This window comes from Bifidobacterium asteroides, assembly GCF_003202695.1.
In the GTDB taxonomy this organism is placed as follows: domain Bacteria; phylum Actinomycetota; class Actinomycetes; order Actinomycetales; family Bifidobacteriaceae; genus Bombiscardovia; species Bombiscardovia asteroides_G.
Window position 1 is genome coordinate 107499 of the sequence record NZ_QGLL01000001.1, and the last position, 15659, is coordinate 123157.

A 15659-nucleotide genomic window follows, 5' to 3' on the forward strand; every position below is an offset into this window, starting at 1 on the left:
GCGGTGAAGACCGTGTTGGCCATCTTCAGGCGAGATCTCTGGCGGATACTGCGCAACCCCGTGGCCCTGGTGGTGACCATCGGTGTGGCCGTGCTTCCCTCCCTTTACGCCTGGTTCAACATCATGGCTCTTTGGGACCCTTACAGCAACGCCAAGAACCTGCCCGTGGCCGTCGTCAGCATGGACCGAGGGGCGCAATCCCCGCAAACCGGCAGGATCAACGCCGGCAGATCGGTCATTCAGGAGCTGCGTGCCAATAAAAGCCTGGGCTGGCAGTTCATGGATGATGACCAGAGAGCCATTGAAGAGGTCCATTCGGGCCAGTGCTACGCGGCCATCATCATTCCTGAACGATTCAGCGCCGATCTGGTCGGCATTGTCGAGGGGACCGGGAACAGGCCTGCCCTGAACTATTACGTCAATGAGAAGAAGAACGCCATCGCCCCCAAGGTGACCGACACTGGCGCCTCCACCATCGATCAGGAGATCAACACGGTCTTCGTCTCGGCCGTCAGCGATGCCCTGGCTGGGAAGGTCCTGCAGACCGCCGGCGATGCCAAGGGCGCGGCTGAGCAGAGCCGAAGCCAAGTTGTGGGCGATTTGGGAGGAATCATCGACCAGCTGGATCGGACGGACGGCCAGCTTGGCCGAATTGATTCCACCATGGGCCAGGCCCGGCAGACTGTAGCCGGCTCTAAAAACGACATCAAGAATCTGCAGAGTCAGATATCGGCCACTCAGGCCACCCTGAGCAAGGCCCAGGATCATATGACCAGGACCCGCGATGACAGTCTTCGCTTCTCCTCTGCCCTGAACCAGACCCTGGCAGATGGGTCGGTACGGCTGTCCAGTGCGGTCACTGATGTGAATACGGTGGCAGGCGGGATCACGGCCGATCTGAACGCCACCCAGGACAAGGTGGACCGGGTCAATTCCGGCATGGGTCAGCTGGTCGATGCCAACGGACAGGCTGTGGACCGGCTCCAGTCGGGCCTGGATCAGTCCGGACTGCATCCAGGGGATCCGGCCTACGAGAGCATCCAACGGCAGATCGACGGTCTCAAAAAAACCAACGAGCAGCAGAAGGCATCCTTGGATGCCTTCAAGAAGAACTCCTCGACGGCTCTGGACTCGGGCAAGCAAGCCGCATCGGACCTGAGCTCGGCCATGACCGACACCGGCGACACAGGCATCAAGGCACTGACAACGGCCAGCCAAGGTCTAACGGGAACCACCATGCCCAACCTCCTTACCGGGCTGGACAATCTCAACGCCTCCAACGGTTCGCTCCAGGGCGCCCTGAGCAGCCTGTCCACCACGGCTGCCCAGACCGATGCCTTGCTGGACCAGCTGGATTCCACCATCGGCCAGGCCCAGTCGACCCTGTCCGCCACCAGGGCCTCCCTGGTCACAGTCAGGTCCGACCTGGAGGGGGTCCGCACCGATGTGGCCGCTCTAGGGTCCTCGGCCGCCTGGAACCGGATGTCCCAAACCCTGGGATTGAGCCCGGAATCTTTCGGGAAGGCCATGTCTTCGCCGGTCAAGCTGGCCTCGCATACGGTCTACCCGGTCAGCAACTACGGGTCATCCGTGGCGCCCTTCTACACCAATCTGGCCCTCTGGGTGGGCGGGTTCATCCTGATAGCCATCTACAAGCTGGAGGTCGACAAGGAGGGCATCCGCAAGTGCACAGCCACCCAGGCCTATTTGGGTCGTTGGCTTCTGCTGGTCTTCGTCGGCTTCTTCCAGGCGCTGATCGCTACAGTGGGCGATCTGATGCTGGGCATTCAGTGCCACCAGCCGGCGCTGTTCGTCCTGGCCGGGGTCTTCGCATCCTTCGTGTACATCAACATCATCTATGCCTTGGCCGCCTCCTTCAGGCATATCGGCAAGGCCCTGGCCGTGGTCTTGGTCATCCTGCAGATACCGGGCTCTTCGGGCATGTATCCCATTGAGATGATGCCCGACTTCTTCCGCAACCTGAACCCCTGGCTGCCCTTCACCTATGGGATCAACGCCATGCGCGAGACCATCGGCGGCATGTACGGCAGCCATTACTGGCAGGATATGCTCCACGTCTTCTGGTACCTGCCCGTAGCTCTCCTGATCGGATTGGTGGTGCGGCGGTACCTGCTCAACCTGAATGCCCTCTTCGACCGGCGTCTCGGCGCTACTGACCTGATGCTGACCGAGCAGAACCATTCGGCCGACCGTCGCCTGAGCTTGAGCAGCCTTGCACGCTCCATCCTGGGCGAGGGCGACTACCGTGCCATCATCAGGCGGCGGGCGCATCGCTTCCTGGCCCTCTATCCCACCCTGATCCGGGCTGGTCTGGCTCTGGTGCTGCTGCCGGTCCTCTTCCTGATCCTGCTGTTCAGCACCGAGGCCAAGATCGTCATGCTTATCGCCTGTATCGCCTCCATCGTCCTGATCGACGCCTACCTGATCATCGTCGAGTACATCTGCGACAGCTATGTCCAGCAGCTGGGTCTGGCAGAGCGTCCCGGCATGGACTTCCACGCCCTGATTCGCCCGCGCAGGCAGGGCTCTTCGGCCATGACCAGGCTGACCACAGCCGTGCGCGAATCAGTTCTGAACCGAGATGAGCAAGGCGCTCCCGAGGATGGTGACCGTCGATGAGGAATATCTGGAGGATCCTGCGCAAGGATCTGGCGGATGCCACCAGCAACGTCATCGCCATTATCGTCCTGATGGGCCTGATCATCGTCCCGGCCCTCTATGCCTGGTTCAACATCGCCGCCAGCTGGGACCCCTACAAGAACACCAAGGCCATCAAGGTGGCCGTGGCCAACACCGACAAGGGATACAAGTCCGACCTGATCCCGATCAAGATCAACGTGGGGGAAACGGTCACCAGCACCCTGAGAGCCAACGACCAGCTGGACTGGAGGTTCGTCAACCGCGATCAGGCTCTGGAGGGGGTGCGCTCAGGCGAGTACTACGCCGCCATCGTCATTCCCAAGGATTTCAGCGCCGACATGATGACCCTATTCTCGCAGGACGTGAAGCACGCCAACCTTGAGTACTACCTGAACGAGAAGAAGAACGCCATCGCTCCCCATGTCACCGAGCAGGGGGCCGACACCGTGGCCACGACCATCGACAAGACCTTCGTCAAGACGGTGGGGCAGGTGGGGATCGACCTGGCCAGCCAGGTCTTCACGTACTCCCAGAGCCCCCAGGTCCAGGATTACCTGGCCAGGACGACCGGCCATATCAATCAGATGTCGGAGCGGCTGACCACTGCCTCCAGCCAGGTGAATGCCTATGCGGGCCTTCTGGATTCCTCCGGAAGGATGATCGACTCCACCGGCAGGATTCTGGGTCGGTCCGACTCCGCCATGGCCGATGCCAGGAAGGCCCTGAACCAGGGAACCAAGGGGTCCAAGGATCTGGGCAAGTCCCTTTCCGGGTCGGCACAGGCGGTCGACTCTGCTCTTAGTCAGGCCTCGGGTGCCTATGACGCCATCGGATCCAAGATCGACGACGCCTTCGATAAGGTGGGTCAGCAGAGCGATGCCGTAAGCAGCCAGTTGAATGATCTGAGCGAACGGATCAGGGATTCGGCAGCCGACTACGACCAGATGATCGCCAGCCTGGATGCTCTGCGTGCCACGGTGGAATCCGACTCCAATCTGACAGCGGACCAGCGCCAGGCTCTTCTGACTGCCATCGATCAGGCTCAGGCCGGAATGCGCGCTGCCCAGGCGGCCCAGCGCGACCTGGCTGACCGGATCAGCCAGGCCTCCCAGACAGCCAAAGAGGGTAAGGACAAGCTGGGTGGCCAGCGGCAGGATCTGAAGAACAGGATTGCCCAGGCCCGCTCCTCGGTGGATCAGGTCCGCACCCAGTACCGCAATGACCTAAAGCCCCGTCTTGATGACCTGGCTTCATCCATGGACACTGTGGTCACCTCGACCGACCGGCTGCTGACGGGCTTGGATGGAACCGTCAAGGGCGCCTCTGGACTGACGGGCCCTATGACCAACGACATCAGCCAGGCCAAGGACCAGCTGAGTGAGATCTCCCAGCGTCTGGACCAGGCCTCCAAGCAGCTGACCGACCTAGGGGAACACCTGACCCAGGCTTCACAGGGCGAAGATACGCAGGAGGTCAAATCCCTGTTGAGCGGGGATTCCGAAACCTTGGCCGCGCTTCTGTCCTCACCGGTCGGCATCCATCGGCATGCGGTCTTCCCTGTCATGAACTACGGGTCGGCCATGACGCCCTTCTACACCATCCTCTCCATCTGGGTGGGTGCCACCATTCTGGCGGCCATGATGAAGGTAGTCCTGTCCGACAAGAAGAAGGCCTTCGTTCTGCACCTGGACTCCCTGCAGGATGCCTGGAAGAGGGCCGATGACCTGGATGAGGATTCCGAGGTCAGCCGCTCCTGGGGAGCCTTCCGACCGGAGTCGCCAGGCAACGCCCGCCGCTTCGGCCTTCAGCTCTACCAGGAGTACTTCGGCAGATTCGCTGTCTTCGCCCTGCTGGCCATCCTCCAGGGCTGTCTGATCGCCTTGGGAGACCTCTTCTACCTGAAGGTCCAGTGCGTTCATCCGCTGATGTTCGTGCTGGTGGCGATATTCGCCTCATTCGTCTTCATGAATCTGATCTATACCCTGGTCGTCTCCTTCGGGGACATCGGCAAGGCCATCGCCGTCATCCTCCTGGTTATGCAGGTGGCTGGCTCGGGCGGCACCTTCCCCATGGAGACTTTGCCTGGCTTCTTCCAGGGGGTCTATCCCTTCCTGCCCTTCGTCCACGCCATCGGGGCCATGCAGTCGGCCGTTGCCGGAGCCTATGGCATGGAGTTCTGGCGGGAGATGGCCATCCTGGCCCTCTTCCTAGTGCCTTCGCTGCTGCTGGGGCTGGTCCTGCGCAAGCCCGTCATCCGCTTCAATGACTGGATCGTCAGAAACCTCGAGAGCACCCGGCTTATGTAGGGCCGAGCCCAACAGAAGGTGGTATAGGGTGAGAGCATGAGCGTCCAACTGGTTGAGGAGCGTCGCTACGACCAAATCATGAAGGATCGTGTCCTTCCTGACCTGGCCTCCTGCCGCAGTGACGGATGGATGATCTCCCATGACGGCGGCGAGGACGGTGGAACCTTGTTGGACAAGGCCCATCTCAGCGGCGTTGATCCCTCACGGCTTTTGCATTACGTCTGCTATGACAGAACGCTTTTCCGCCAGGGCGCGGTAGAGTCCGGCTCCGCTCGCGTACGCGGGGCCGTAATCATCTCCTTCGGTTTTTCGGAATTCGCCGACAAATATCAGGAGATGGCCTGGTACTTCCTTATGCAGGGATACTCCGTCTGCATCCCGGAGCATTGGGGGCATGGTTTCTCTGGCCGAGGCGTGAACGACCCCAGCCTGATCTGGGTTGATCATTGGCATCGGTATGTGGCGGACCTGGCCGCCTTCTGCTCCCAGGTGGGCCAGCAGTATGCCCAGGACAAGCCCATGGTGCTCTATGCCCATTCCATGGGTGGCGGTGTGGCTGCGCGAATGCTGGAGACCTTCCCCTCTCTTATTGACAAGGCGGTCCTGTCGTCGCCGATGATCGCGCCACGTACGGGGTTCATGCCCTCGGTGGCCTGGACTGCTGCCAATGCCGCCTGCATGATGGGCCGCTCTCGCAGCATGGTCCCGGGATTTGGGCCGTTCCGTCCCGAATTGGACATGGACGATTACCCCAATGGCAGCCAGGAGCGGGTGGCCTGGACCCATAAGTTGCGGGCCAGAGAACTGCACTACCAGACCAGCGCCGCCACTTTCGGCTGGGTCAGGGAGAGCCTGGAGATGAGCCGGGCCATACTGCGGCCCGACAGGTGCAGTCGGGTGGAGACCCCTCTGCTGCTCTTCCAGGCACAGCCCGACCGTTTCGTGCTGCCGATGCCCCAGAACCGTTTTGTCGACCAGGTTCAGCAGGGCGGCTGCCAGGCCACGCTGGTGCGCATCCCGAACAGCATGCACGAGCTCTACCAGATGCCCGACAAGGTCCTGAGGCCTTATTTGGAACGCATCTTCGACTTTTTTGACCAGCCTTGGCAGCTCGCTGACGACCGCTGATCGGACGAAGAACGCGCAATCCTACTTGTTGAGCACCTTCTGCGGGTCTGCGTCGAAGGTATTGACGCAGTTCTGTGAGCAGAAGTAGTAGGTCTTGCCCTGGTAGTCGCGCTTGGCTGCGGCCGTGCCGGGGTCGATGGACATGCCGCAGACCGGGTCGGTGACCTTGTCCGCCTGTGCCTGATCCTGTTGCATGTCGTCATGATGATGGAAGAGTCCCATCTCATTTCCTTTCTCTTGGTTGTGTTCTTGGTGGGTGGAAATACTGAGGTCCCTGGTCAGGGCATCCATGTCGATTGGCTTGGCCTCTTTGACCGGCCTGGCCTTCAGGGGCGTATGCCGCAGCCGGTTGGCGTTGAGCACCACCGACAGGGAGGAGAAGGCCATGGCTGCACCGGCGATCATGGGGTTGAGCAGGAGGCCGATGAAGGGGTAGAGCATCCCGGCGGCGATGGGGATGCCCAGACCGTTGTACCCGAAGGCGAACCAGAGGTTCTGATGAATGTTGCGCATGGTCGCAGCAGACAGGTCGATGGCCTTGACGGCCGCGTTCAGATCGCCCGAGACCAGGGTCACGTCGGCGGACTCGATGGCCACGTCCGTTCCGGTGCCGATGGCCATGCCCAGATCGGCCTGTGCCAGGGCCGGTGCGTCGTTGATGCCGTCGCCGATCATGGCTACTTTGTGCCCTTGGGCCTGAAGGGCCTTGACGATGCTCGCCTTGTCTTCGGGATGGATTTGCGCCACTACCCGGGTGACTCCCACCTGGCCCCCGACCTGTTCGGCGGTGCCCTGGTTATCGCCGGTCAGCATGATGGTCTGGATGCTGCGCTTGTTCATGTCGTGGATGGCCTGCTTGGAGCCGGTCTTGACCTGGTCGGTCACTGCCAGGACCCCGGCAAGCCTGCCGTCGATGGATGCGAAGATGGTCGTACGGCCCTGGTCCTCCCAGCTGCGGGCGGTGTCGAAGAGGGATGGCGCGTCTGCCTGGTCCGCCATATTGTTCTCAAGTTCGATTCCCTTGCCTTCGAGCAGCCTGCGGTTGCCGACAAGGACATGCAAGGCGCCCCTGCCTGCTTCGAAGGAGCCGGAGGGGAAGGTCGCATCGATGCCTTCTCCGGTGACCGAATCGAAGTCCTCGGCCGGGACCAGCTCCAGGTTGCGGTCCTTGGCGGCCTGGACGATGGCCTGGGCCAGGGGGTGCTCGGAATTGCGCTCAGCGCTCGCGGCCGCCCTGATGAGCAGGTTTTCATCCATCCCCTGCACGCTCAAGGCATCAGCCAGTTCAGGTCGGCCCTGGGTTATGGTGCCGGTCTTGTCGAGGACGATGGTATCGACGTCATGGGCTCCTTGCAGGGCCTCTGCCGACCGGTAGAGCACCCCGGCACGGGCGCCGCGTCCGGTGCCGATCGTCACGGACAGGGGAGTGGCCAGACCCAAGGCGCAGGGGCAGGCGATGACCAGGACCGAGACCGCCGCCACGATTCCGTATACGCCTCGAGGCATGGGGCCGAACACCCACCAGGCTACGAAAGTCCAGAGCGCCACCAGGATGACCCCGGGGATGAAGATGGACGATATGCGGTCGGCCAGTTTCTGGATGGGTGCCTTGGAGGTCTGGGCCGTTTTGACCAGCCGGATGATCTGGGCCAGAACCGTGTCCTGCCCTACCTGGGTGGCCTTGTAGCGCAGGGAGCCCGTGCCGTTGACGGTGGCTCCTACCAGGGAATCGCCCTCCTGTTTGAGGACGGGCATGGGCTCGCCGGTTACCATGGATTCGTCCACGGAGGATGATCCGGATATGACCTGGCCGTCCACTGGCAGCTTCTCGCCTGGATGGACCTGAATCACGTCCCCGACGGCCACATCGTCGACGGCGATCTCCTGTGTGGTCTCCTTGCCGTCCTGGCCGATTCTCACCACGGTGGCGGTCTTGGGCCTGAGCCCGACAAGGGCACGGATGGCATCGCCGGTGCCGCGCCTGGCCCGTGCCTCCAGGATCTGACCGAGGATCATCAGGGTGATGATGGTGCCCACGGCTTCGTAGTAGGGTTCGCGGCTTCCCTCAGGCAGAAGTTGCGGGGCCACGGTGACAGCCAGTGAGTACAGGAAGGCCGTTGCAGTGCCCAGGGCGACCAGGGAGTTCATCTCCGGGGCCCGGTGTGCCAGGGCCAGCCACCCGGTGCGGTGGATGGGCCAGCCCGAGTAGAACATAACCGGCAATATCAGGACCAGCTGGACCCAGGGGTTCATCAGAACGTGGGGCATGGGCAGGAACATGCCGAACATGGCCGGGATGAAGACCGGGAGCGTGAAAACCAGGGCTACGATGAATCGCCTGGTCAGGTCGCGGATTTCTGCCGTGCGCTCCTGATCCGCCTCATCCTGGTCGTTGCCGCCATTGGTCTGGGCGGACTTGACGGATTCGGCCTGTTGCAGGTTCTCGTCTTGTGACTGGCTGCCGTGTTCCTGCTTGGATTGTGTCTCCGTATTGTCGGTCGTCGGTCCATCGGTGGCCCGGAGCATTCCGTGGAGCATGTTCATCCCGCAGGCGAAGGGGTAGTCGCCGGCCTTGGGCGGGGTCAGCTGGATGGTCGAGGTTTGAAAGGCAGGCAGGGTCTTGTCGATGTTGAAGTCGTTGAAGACCACGTGCGAGGAGCATTCTCCGCTCTCCTGGCGGTCGAAGACCAGTTTGACCGGTCGCCCGGCCTGGACCTGGATCAGCTGGGGGCTGTATCCGCCCTTGACTGTGATATGGACGGTCTGGATGCCGCCCTCATCCTTGGCCTGAGCGGCCTTTCTGGGCGCGAAGAAGTACCAGATGATGCCTGCTGTTATGGCCAGGGCCACGATAAGGACCAAGATGCTGCTCATGTGGCTCACTATACCCCCCAGGGGTATACTGATAGTGAATTTCGAGATGGGTTTCTTGGATTTGGGTCGGTCCCGGCTCCGCCATGCAGGCCATGAAACAACCTAGGAATGGAGTACATCTTGCCCGGATATGCCAACGACAAAAAACGGACCATCACCAGACTCCGGCGTGTCGAAGGCCAGGTCAGGGCCATCGAGCAGATGGTCGAGTCGGACACCTACTGCATTGACATCCTCACTCAGATCGCCGCCTCGACCAGCGCCTTGAAGTCGGTGGCTCTGACTCTGCTGGACGATCACATGAACCATTGCGTCCGCGAAGCTGCCGAAAAGGGAGGCGAGGAGGCCGACGAAAAGATGGAGGAGGCCTCCGAGGCAATCGCCCGCCTGGTCCGTTCTTAGCAATCCTGGTCAGACAGGCCTAATACGCCAGGGAATAGCAGTCCATAAGCAACGGATATAGGCGTTCTTTCGTGAATCGCTGGACTCTCGTCTTTCTCCTGTTAGATTGAACTCCAGTCACGGGCCGCTCGGTCCTGGCAATGAGCGATCGAAGGGGAGAGGCAATGTCGGAAACGAGCTGGGATTGGGCGGCCCTGATAGTGGTCGTCATCCTCTTTGCGGGGCTGGCCCTGCTGAGCAGAAAGACCAAGGTCAACTTCAGTTGGCGGGTCATCATAGCGACGGTGCTGGGAATCCTGGTAGGTGTGGGCTTCTCCGGTCACACGACTTATGTGGGGGCATTCGGCAACGTCTGGTCCGAGGTCATTTCGGCCCTCGTAGTGCCGCTCCTGCTCTTCAGCATCATCGCCAGCATAGGCCGTATCGGCGGGTCCGGTCGGCTGAAAAACATCAGTCTGAAGACCATCGTTCTGCTGCTGGTCAACACGTTCACGGCCGCCGTGATCGCTCTGGTTCTAGGGCTGCTCTTCCAGGTCGGCAAAGGGTTCGATCAGGCTCTGCCCAAGGGGGCCAAGCCTCACGAGGTGCCGGGAGTGGTTGATACCCTGATCGGTCTCTTCCCCTCGAATCTGGCAGACAACTGGGCCCACAACCAGGTCATTCCTGTGGTGATCTTCGCCATCCTCCTGGCCGTCTCTTTGAATAAGGCCGCATCAACCTCTCGCGGGGAACAGAGTGTGGCCCCCTTCAAGGCTTTTGTGGAAGCGGGCAATGTGGTCCTATCCAAGGCCACTCAAATCGTGGTCGGTTTCACTCCTTATGCGGTCCTGTCCCTGATCGCCGCCGCGATCGGTCGCAGCAATCTGAAAAGTCTTCTGCCCCTGCTTGCTGTTCTTCTGGTGGCCTACCTGGGTCTGGCCATTCAGCTTTTCCTGGTCCAACCCCTGATTCTGGCCCTCGTCGGTCGGGTCAATCCTCTGCCCTTCTTCCGCTCCCTTTGGCCGGCGGGGGTGGTGGCCTTCACCTCTGAGAGCAGCATCGGCACCATTCCTGTCACGGTTCGTCAGTTGCGCTCGGCCGGGGTTCCTGAAGAGACGGCTTCCTTCGTGGCCAGTCTGGGAGCCAATCTGGGCATGCCCGGATGCGCCGGGCTCTGGCCCGTTCTCCTGGCTGTCTTCGCCATCAATGCCCAGGGGATTCCTTACACCCCCTTGCGCTTCGCTCTCCTGATCGTCTTTGCTCTGGTGGTTTCCGTGGGGACGGTGGGCGTGCCCGGTACAGCCACAATCACCGCCACCTCTCTCTTCACCGCGGCTGGCCTGCCCGTACCCTTCATCGCTATCATGCAGCCTATTTCCCAGCTGGTGGATATGGGCCGCACGCTGGTGAACGTGGCTGGTGCCGCCAATACCGCAGTCATCGTGGCCAGGACCGAGAATGAGCTGGACCTTGATCTTTACCAGGGCCGCAAGGTCTTCGACGACCAGGACATTGAAGAGGATAAAGAGATGCAACAGGCAGAAGACTAGGCCCGGATGCGTTCCATTTCTGCGCACATGAGCAGGAAGGCGCCCACACCGTGCATGTCGTTGATGCTAGTGGGTCGCTGGCGGTATTCCTCATAGCTGCCGGGGCCGGTTCCTAACAGATGTCGCCGATGAGGAGGTCATCCTCCTGCTGCTCAAGGCTCGTTATGACTCCTCGTACTCCTTGTTGCCCCGCTTCCAGATAGGCCTTGTCCGGAATGCCTTGGGTCTACAAGCCTTGCAGGTGGCGGCCACGAAGAGACTGGTGCAGGAGTTCTCAGGCCAGTCGCCCTCTTTGCCAACGTTGTCGAGAACCTGCCATCAGCGGCCGTCGGGACCCGGATAGCGACAGACGGCAGTCAGCAGGTTGCCGGCCAGGTTTCGCATATCCTCGCGGTCCGGGTGCCCTGCGGCAGCAGTTGCGGTTCAGTGACCACTGCCATGGTCACCCAGTCGATGGACCGTCCCCCAGCATTCGGGCGAGAGGCCTGTTACAGGGTCGGCCCAGGGTTCTTTCCGGTCGGGATCATAGGCGTGCCGCCAGAGCCCGGTTTCAGGAACGCGGGTTTTCTTCTGCATCAGGAGGGCCTGCCTGACAGCCTCGTCCACCACATTCCTGCGTCCGAAGCGGGTGCCGTATTCCGCCATTATTGAGCCGCCCATATAGAGCTCGTCCAGCCGCATCCGCCTCGGTACTCCGTCGTTGTGCCAGAATCCGCCCTCGTCGTTCTTCGGATAGGCTCCAAGGTCGTCGGCCAACTGGGGTCCGGTCCGGTCTTGTACCGGGGGGGGATCCGGAAATGGTCATAGAGCGGAGCGAGGAGGATGCCTGGCTGGATGTCGTCCAAGCATGCGCGATCGTGATTGAGTACGTGGCCCTGTTCATTTCGCAATGCCGGCATCCTGCGTGGTGATGCAAGGGATCAGATCTATCGTCCCTTGCCAGAGGTGGTGCTGGAGCGGATTGACCAGGGCTTCCTTGAAGAGACCATTTCCGGCGAGCATTTCGCAAAGTACTTCATGGCTAATGCCGAGGATGGGAAGATCGAAGAGATGATTGCCGCTCGCCTGTAAAAGCAGCTTGGCAGGCCTGAATATAAAAGACGCCGTCGACGAGGAAGACTCCTTGCCAACGGCATCTCGTTTCGTGCGAACGGAGGGAGTTGAACCCTCACGAGCATCAGCTCACTGCCACCTGAAGACAGCGCGTCTACCATTCCGCCACGTTCGCAGACAACTGGAAAGGTTAGCACGGTTGTCTGCACGGCGCAATGATGGCGTGTTGGTTCAACCTTTGGATCCGTGGGCGTAGAATCTCGCCAGCGTCTCCCGCTTGTACTCGTCGAAGTAGCCGCCGTCGATGGACTGGCGTATCTCGTCCAGCAGTCTCACAAAGAAGCGTTCGTTGTGTATGGTGGCCAGCGTGTAGCCGTTGAGTTCATGGGCGCGAAGCAGATGGTCGATGTAGGCCCGGGAGTAGTGGGTGCAGGTGTAGCAGTCGCAGTCCTCTTCGATGGGCCTGAAATCAGCCTTGAACTGGGCGCGCTTGATGTTCCAGCGGCCGTCACGGGTGAAGACGGCCCCGTTGCGGCCGCAACGGGCCGGGGATACGCAGTCGAATGTGTCTCCGCCGTTCTCCACGCCTGCGAAGATGTCGTCCACAGCAGCGATGCCCAGCACATGCCTGGGTCGGGATTCGGGCATCTCGTCGCAGATCCAGGCGCAGGTCTGCCCCAGCAGCCGTTTCTCAATAGCGCCTCCGATGCCTACGCCGTCGAAGTCCAGGGATGCAATCTGACGGGCGGCTCGTCGGCGCAGATCCTCATAGTTGGCCCCCTGCACTACGCCGAACAGCGCCTGGTAGGGTTTCCCGGTCCGCACCTGGGTCAGCCTGTGGTGCTCGTCCACACAGCGTTTCGCCCAACGGAAAGTGCGCTCCACTGACTGCTCTTGGTAGGTTCGGGTGTTCATCAGGGTGGTCAGCTCGTCGAAGGCGAACATGATATCGGCGCCGATGCGGTGCTGGATGCCCATGGAGATCTCAGCCGAGAAGCGGTGCCGGTCGCCGTTGAGCGGGGACTTGAAGGTGACTCCGTCCTCATCCACGAAGGCCAGGCGCTCCTTGCCTTCGGCGATCACTTGGTCCGACTTCATGCCAGTCACGTCCATGGCCAGGGTTTTCTTGAATCCCGCCCCCAGCGAGAGGACCTGAAAGCCGCCTGAGTCGGTGTAGGTGGGGCCATCCCAGTTCATGAACCGGGCCAGGCCTCCAGCTTGGTCCAGAATATCTGGGCCGGGACGTTCGAACAGGTGGAAGGCGTTGGCCAGAAGGACCTGGGCGCCCAGCTGCCGCATCTGTTCGGGCAGGACGGCCTTCATGGCCGCCTGGGTGGCCACAGGGATGAATGCGGGAGTGTGGATGTCTCCGTGAGGGGTGTGGATGATGCCGGTGCGGCCGTAGCGGCGGCCATTGCGTCCCAGGCCTTCGGGGGTGTCGGGCAAACGGTTCAGGGTCTCGAAAGAGAAAGCGGTGCGGTCGCCGGGTTGGCCTGGCGTGGCTCCCAACGGGTTGGTGATCAGGCTCATGGTTCCACTGTATCCAAGACATCCAACCGTCCCCTGCTGCCCGGTGGGTAGTCGATATGACTTTCATGCAATGTCCAGATAATATTCAGCATTCCAGCTCTAGACTTAGTAGCAATGCACGCGAGGGCCCTCTTCGCCTGTGAGTCGGAAACGGCAAAAAGCACAGGCGACGGGGTAGATTGACAAGCGTGACCGAATAGCAGGCAGCGGCATTGATCCGAAGGAGCAGAAATGGCTGAAGAGCACAAGGTCGACCCTTGGAGGGGCGGCGACGATGGTCAGTCCTGGCAGCCAAGCCACATCGAGCGCGGGGCCGCCGATCAGGGGCAGGAGGCGGGAGCCTTCAAGGACCAGACCGACTCTGCGCAAACCTCCGTATCAGAAGAAGGCGATCAGCAGACCCGGGTCTTGGATCAGAGGCCTACGACCCCTATTCCTATGTCTGGTAGTGACGCCCGGGCCGCGACTACGAAAAACGGGTCGAATGACGATCGCAGCGCCGGGGCTTCAGCACCCCTTGTCAACGGCTCGACCGTAGGGCAGGATGCACAGACACAACAGCAGCCTCACTATCGGCCAGCGCCGGAGTATGGAGCCTATGCTCCTGCAGGCTCAGGTCCATCTGCCAACGACGGACGGAATGGGGCCGCTGATGAGGGTCAGCAGCAGACGAGTCAGGGGTATGGCTCCGGTCCTCAGCGGGGCTTCTTCGGACAATATGGGTATCCAGGCCAGTTCGGTCAGAACGGCCAGGCGGGTCAGCCCGGCCAGAATGTCGGCCAGAACCCTCAGGGTGGGCAACCCTCGGGCCAGGGACCCTTTGCGCCTTTCGGCTCCGGCGGCCCCAACGGCCAGCCTGGTCCTGCCAATAACGCCAGCAGCAGCATGAGCGGCACGGGCAAGTACGTCTTTACCGCCGTGGTGGCCGCCCTAGTAGCTGCAGCCCTTATGCTGGGCCTAGGCTGGGCGGCGCTGTCCAACGGATGGATCACCCCGCCTTCATCCCCCTCGCTCAGCGGAGTCTCCTCCAACTCCTCGGGTCAGGGCACGGCCAAGGTTCAGGGCGGTCAGGCTCCTGACTGGCAGGACATCAGCAAACAGGTCTCCGAGTCCGTGGTCTCCATCCAGGTGAAGGCCAAGAGCGGGGTGGGGGCCGGATCAGGCGCGGTCTTTGACACTCAGGGCCATGTGGTCACCAACAACCACGTGATCGATGGTGCCAAGGAGATCCACGTCACTCTCTCTAACGGGCAGATGTATACGGCCAAGGTTGTCGGCACCGACACCACTGCCGATCTGGCCATTCTCAGCCTGGATCAGGCGCCGTCCGATCTGAAGCCTGTGAAGTTCGCCGACTCCGAAAAGCTGGCCGTGGGCGAGAATGTCATGGCCATCGGCAACCCTCTAGGCTACGAGAACACGGCCACCACCGGCATTGTTTCGGCTCTGAACCGCCCGGTCTCGGTCCTGGATGAGAGCAACAACAACCCCATCGTGACCAATGCGGTCCAGCTGGATGCGGCCATCAACCCCGGAAACTCGGGCGGCCCCACATTCAACGCGGCAGGCGAGGTGATCGGGATCAACTCCTCTATCGCTTCCATGGCCTCCTCCAAGTCTGAGGCAGGGTCCATCGGCATCGGATTTGCCATCCCGTCAAACCTGGTCAAGCGGGTCGCCGGCGAGATCATCAAGGATGGCAAAGCCAAGCACGTCTCCTTGGGCGTCACCATCCAGAGCAGCACAGCCCAGGCAGACGGGGTCACCCGCGGCGGCGCCGAGGTCACCAATGTGGTTTCGGGCTCCCCGGCTGACAAGGCCGGGATCAAGGTCGGAGACACCATCGTGGCTTTCAATGGCCATGCTGTCAACAACAACTACTCTCTGCTGGGCTTTGTCCGAGCAGCCGCCTTTGGCGACTCGGTCAAGATCACCGTGGTGCGCGACGGCAAGACCGCCGAGGTGAACGCCACCCTGGACAGCGAGGAGCAGACCGTACAGGGCAAGCCCAGGACCAACAGGAGGAACTCGGACGGCAGTGGTCAGGACGGCGACTCCGACCAGGGCGGTTCGGGCGACGACGATGATTCCATGGATCCCTTCCGCTTCTTCTTCGGGCAGTGATCCGGCACTAAACCCAGGGGCCGCATCCGTCACTAAACCCAGGGGCCGCATC

Annotated in this window: 10 protein-coding genes and 1 tRNA gene; 7 read left to right on the forward strand and 4 right to left on the reverse strand. The window is 61.5% G+C overall.

Translation table 11 applies throughout. The features are described from left to right. Positions 1-3 precede the first annotated feature (3 nt). From DKK75_RS00370 to DKK75_RS00380, 3 genes are read left to right on the forward strand one after another with little or no spacing between them, the layout of a single operon-like run. Positions 4-2640 (forward strand): YhgE/Pip domain-containing protein, encoded by a 2637-nt coding sequence (locus DKK75_RS00370; protein WP_110451498.1) that lies wholly within the window; start codon positions 4-6, stop codon positions 2638-2640. Then, positions 2637-4967: a YhgE/Pip domain-containing protein gene (locus tag DKK75_RS00375; RefSeq protein ID WP_110451499.1), complete on the forward strand. Its 2331-nt coding sequence runs from the start codon at positions 2637-2639 to the stop codon at positions 4965-4967. The genes DKK75_RS00370 and DKK75_RS00375 overlap by 4 nt, the downstream gene beginning before the upstream one ends. Before the next feature lie 36 nt (positions 4968-5003). Next, a complete protein-coding gene (locus tag DKK75_RS00380; protein ID WP_110451500.1) occupies positions 5004-6095 on the forward strand; it encodes an alpha/beta fold hydrolase in 1092 nt (363 codons plus the stop codon). Between the two features lie 21 nt (positions 6096-6116). Here the strand turns inward: DKK75_RS00380 and DKK75_RS00385 are convergent, their stop codons facing one another. Further along, entirely contained in the window at positions 6117-8969 is a 2853-nt protein-coding gene (locus DKK75_RS00385; protein ID WP_110451501.1) for a heavy metal translocating P-type ATPase, read from the reverse strand. A 120-nt stretch (positions 8970-9089) separates the two neighbouring features. On the opposite strand from DKK75_RS00385, the gene DKK75_RS00390 reads away from it, so the two are divergent. Next, positions 9090-9371, forward strand: a complete 282-nt coding sequence (locus DKK75_RS00390; protein WP_110416674.1) for a metal-sensitive transcriptional regulator — start codon at positions 9090-9092, stop codon at positions 9369-9371. 164 nt (positions 9372-9535) lie between these two features. After that, positions 9536-10900, forward strand: a complete 1365-nt coding sequence (locus DKK75_RS00395; protein WP_110451502.1) for a dicarboxylate/amino acid:cation symporter — start codon at positions 9536-9538, stop codon at positions 10898-10900. A 423-nt stretch (positions 10901-11323) separates the two neighbouring features. On the opposite strand, the gene DKK75_RS00400 is transcribed toward DKK75_RS00395, so the two are convergent. Further along, positions 11324-11656, reverse strand: a complete 333-nt coding sequence (locus DKK75_RS00400; RefSeq protein ID WP_110451503.1) for a glycoside hydrolase family 88 protein — start codon at positions 11654-11656, stop codon at positions 11324-11326. 105 nt (positions 11657-11761) lie between these two features. Between DKK75_RS00400 and DKK75_RS00405 the strand changes: the two genes are divergently transcribed. Continuing rightward, complete coding sequence (locus tag DKK75_RS00405) at positions 11762-11971, forward strand: hypothetical protein (protein WP_110451504.1); 210 nt, start codon at positions 11762-11764, stop codon at positions 11969-11971. A gap of 74 nt (positions 11972-12045) precedes the next feature. Here DKK75_RS00405 and DKK75_RS00410 read toward each other — a convergent pair. Together DKK75_RS00410 and tgt are read right to left on the reverse strand one after the other, a co-directional pair. After that, a tRNA-Leu gene (locus tag DKK75_RS00410) sits at positions 12046-12128 on the reverse strand. Positions 12129-12184: 56 nt separating this feature from the next. Beyond that, positions 12185-13483, reverse strand: coding sequence for a tRNA guanosine(34) transglycosylase Tgt (tgt, locus tag DKK75_RS00415; RefSeq protein WP_110451505.1), 1299 nt, complete (start codon positions 13481-13483; stop codon positions 12185-12187). 231 nt (positions 13484-13714) lie between these two features. Here tgt and DKK75_RS00420 point away from each other — a divergent pair, with 231 nt between their 5' ends. Next, positions 13715-15607: a trypsin-like peptidase domain-containing protein gene (locus DKK75_RS00420; RefSeq protein WP_110451506.1), complete on the forward strand. Its 1893-nt coding sequence runs from the start codon at positions 13715-13717 to the stop codon at positions 15605-15607. The last annotated feature ends 52 nt before the right edge of the window (positions 15608-15659 follow it).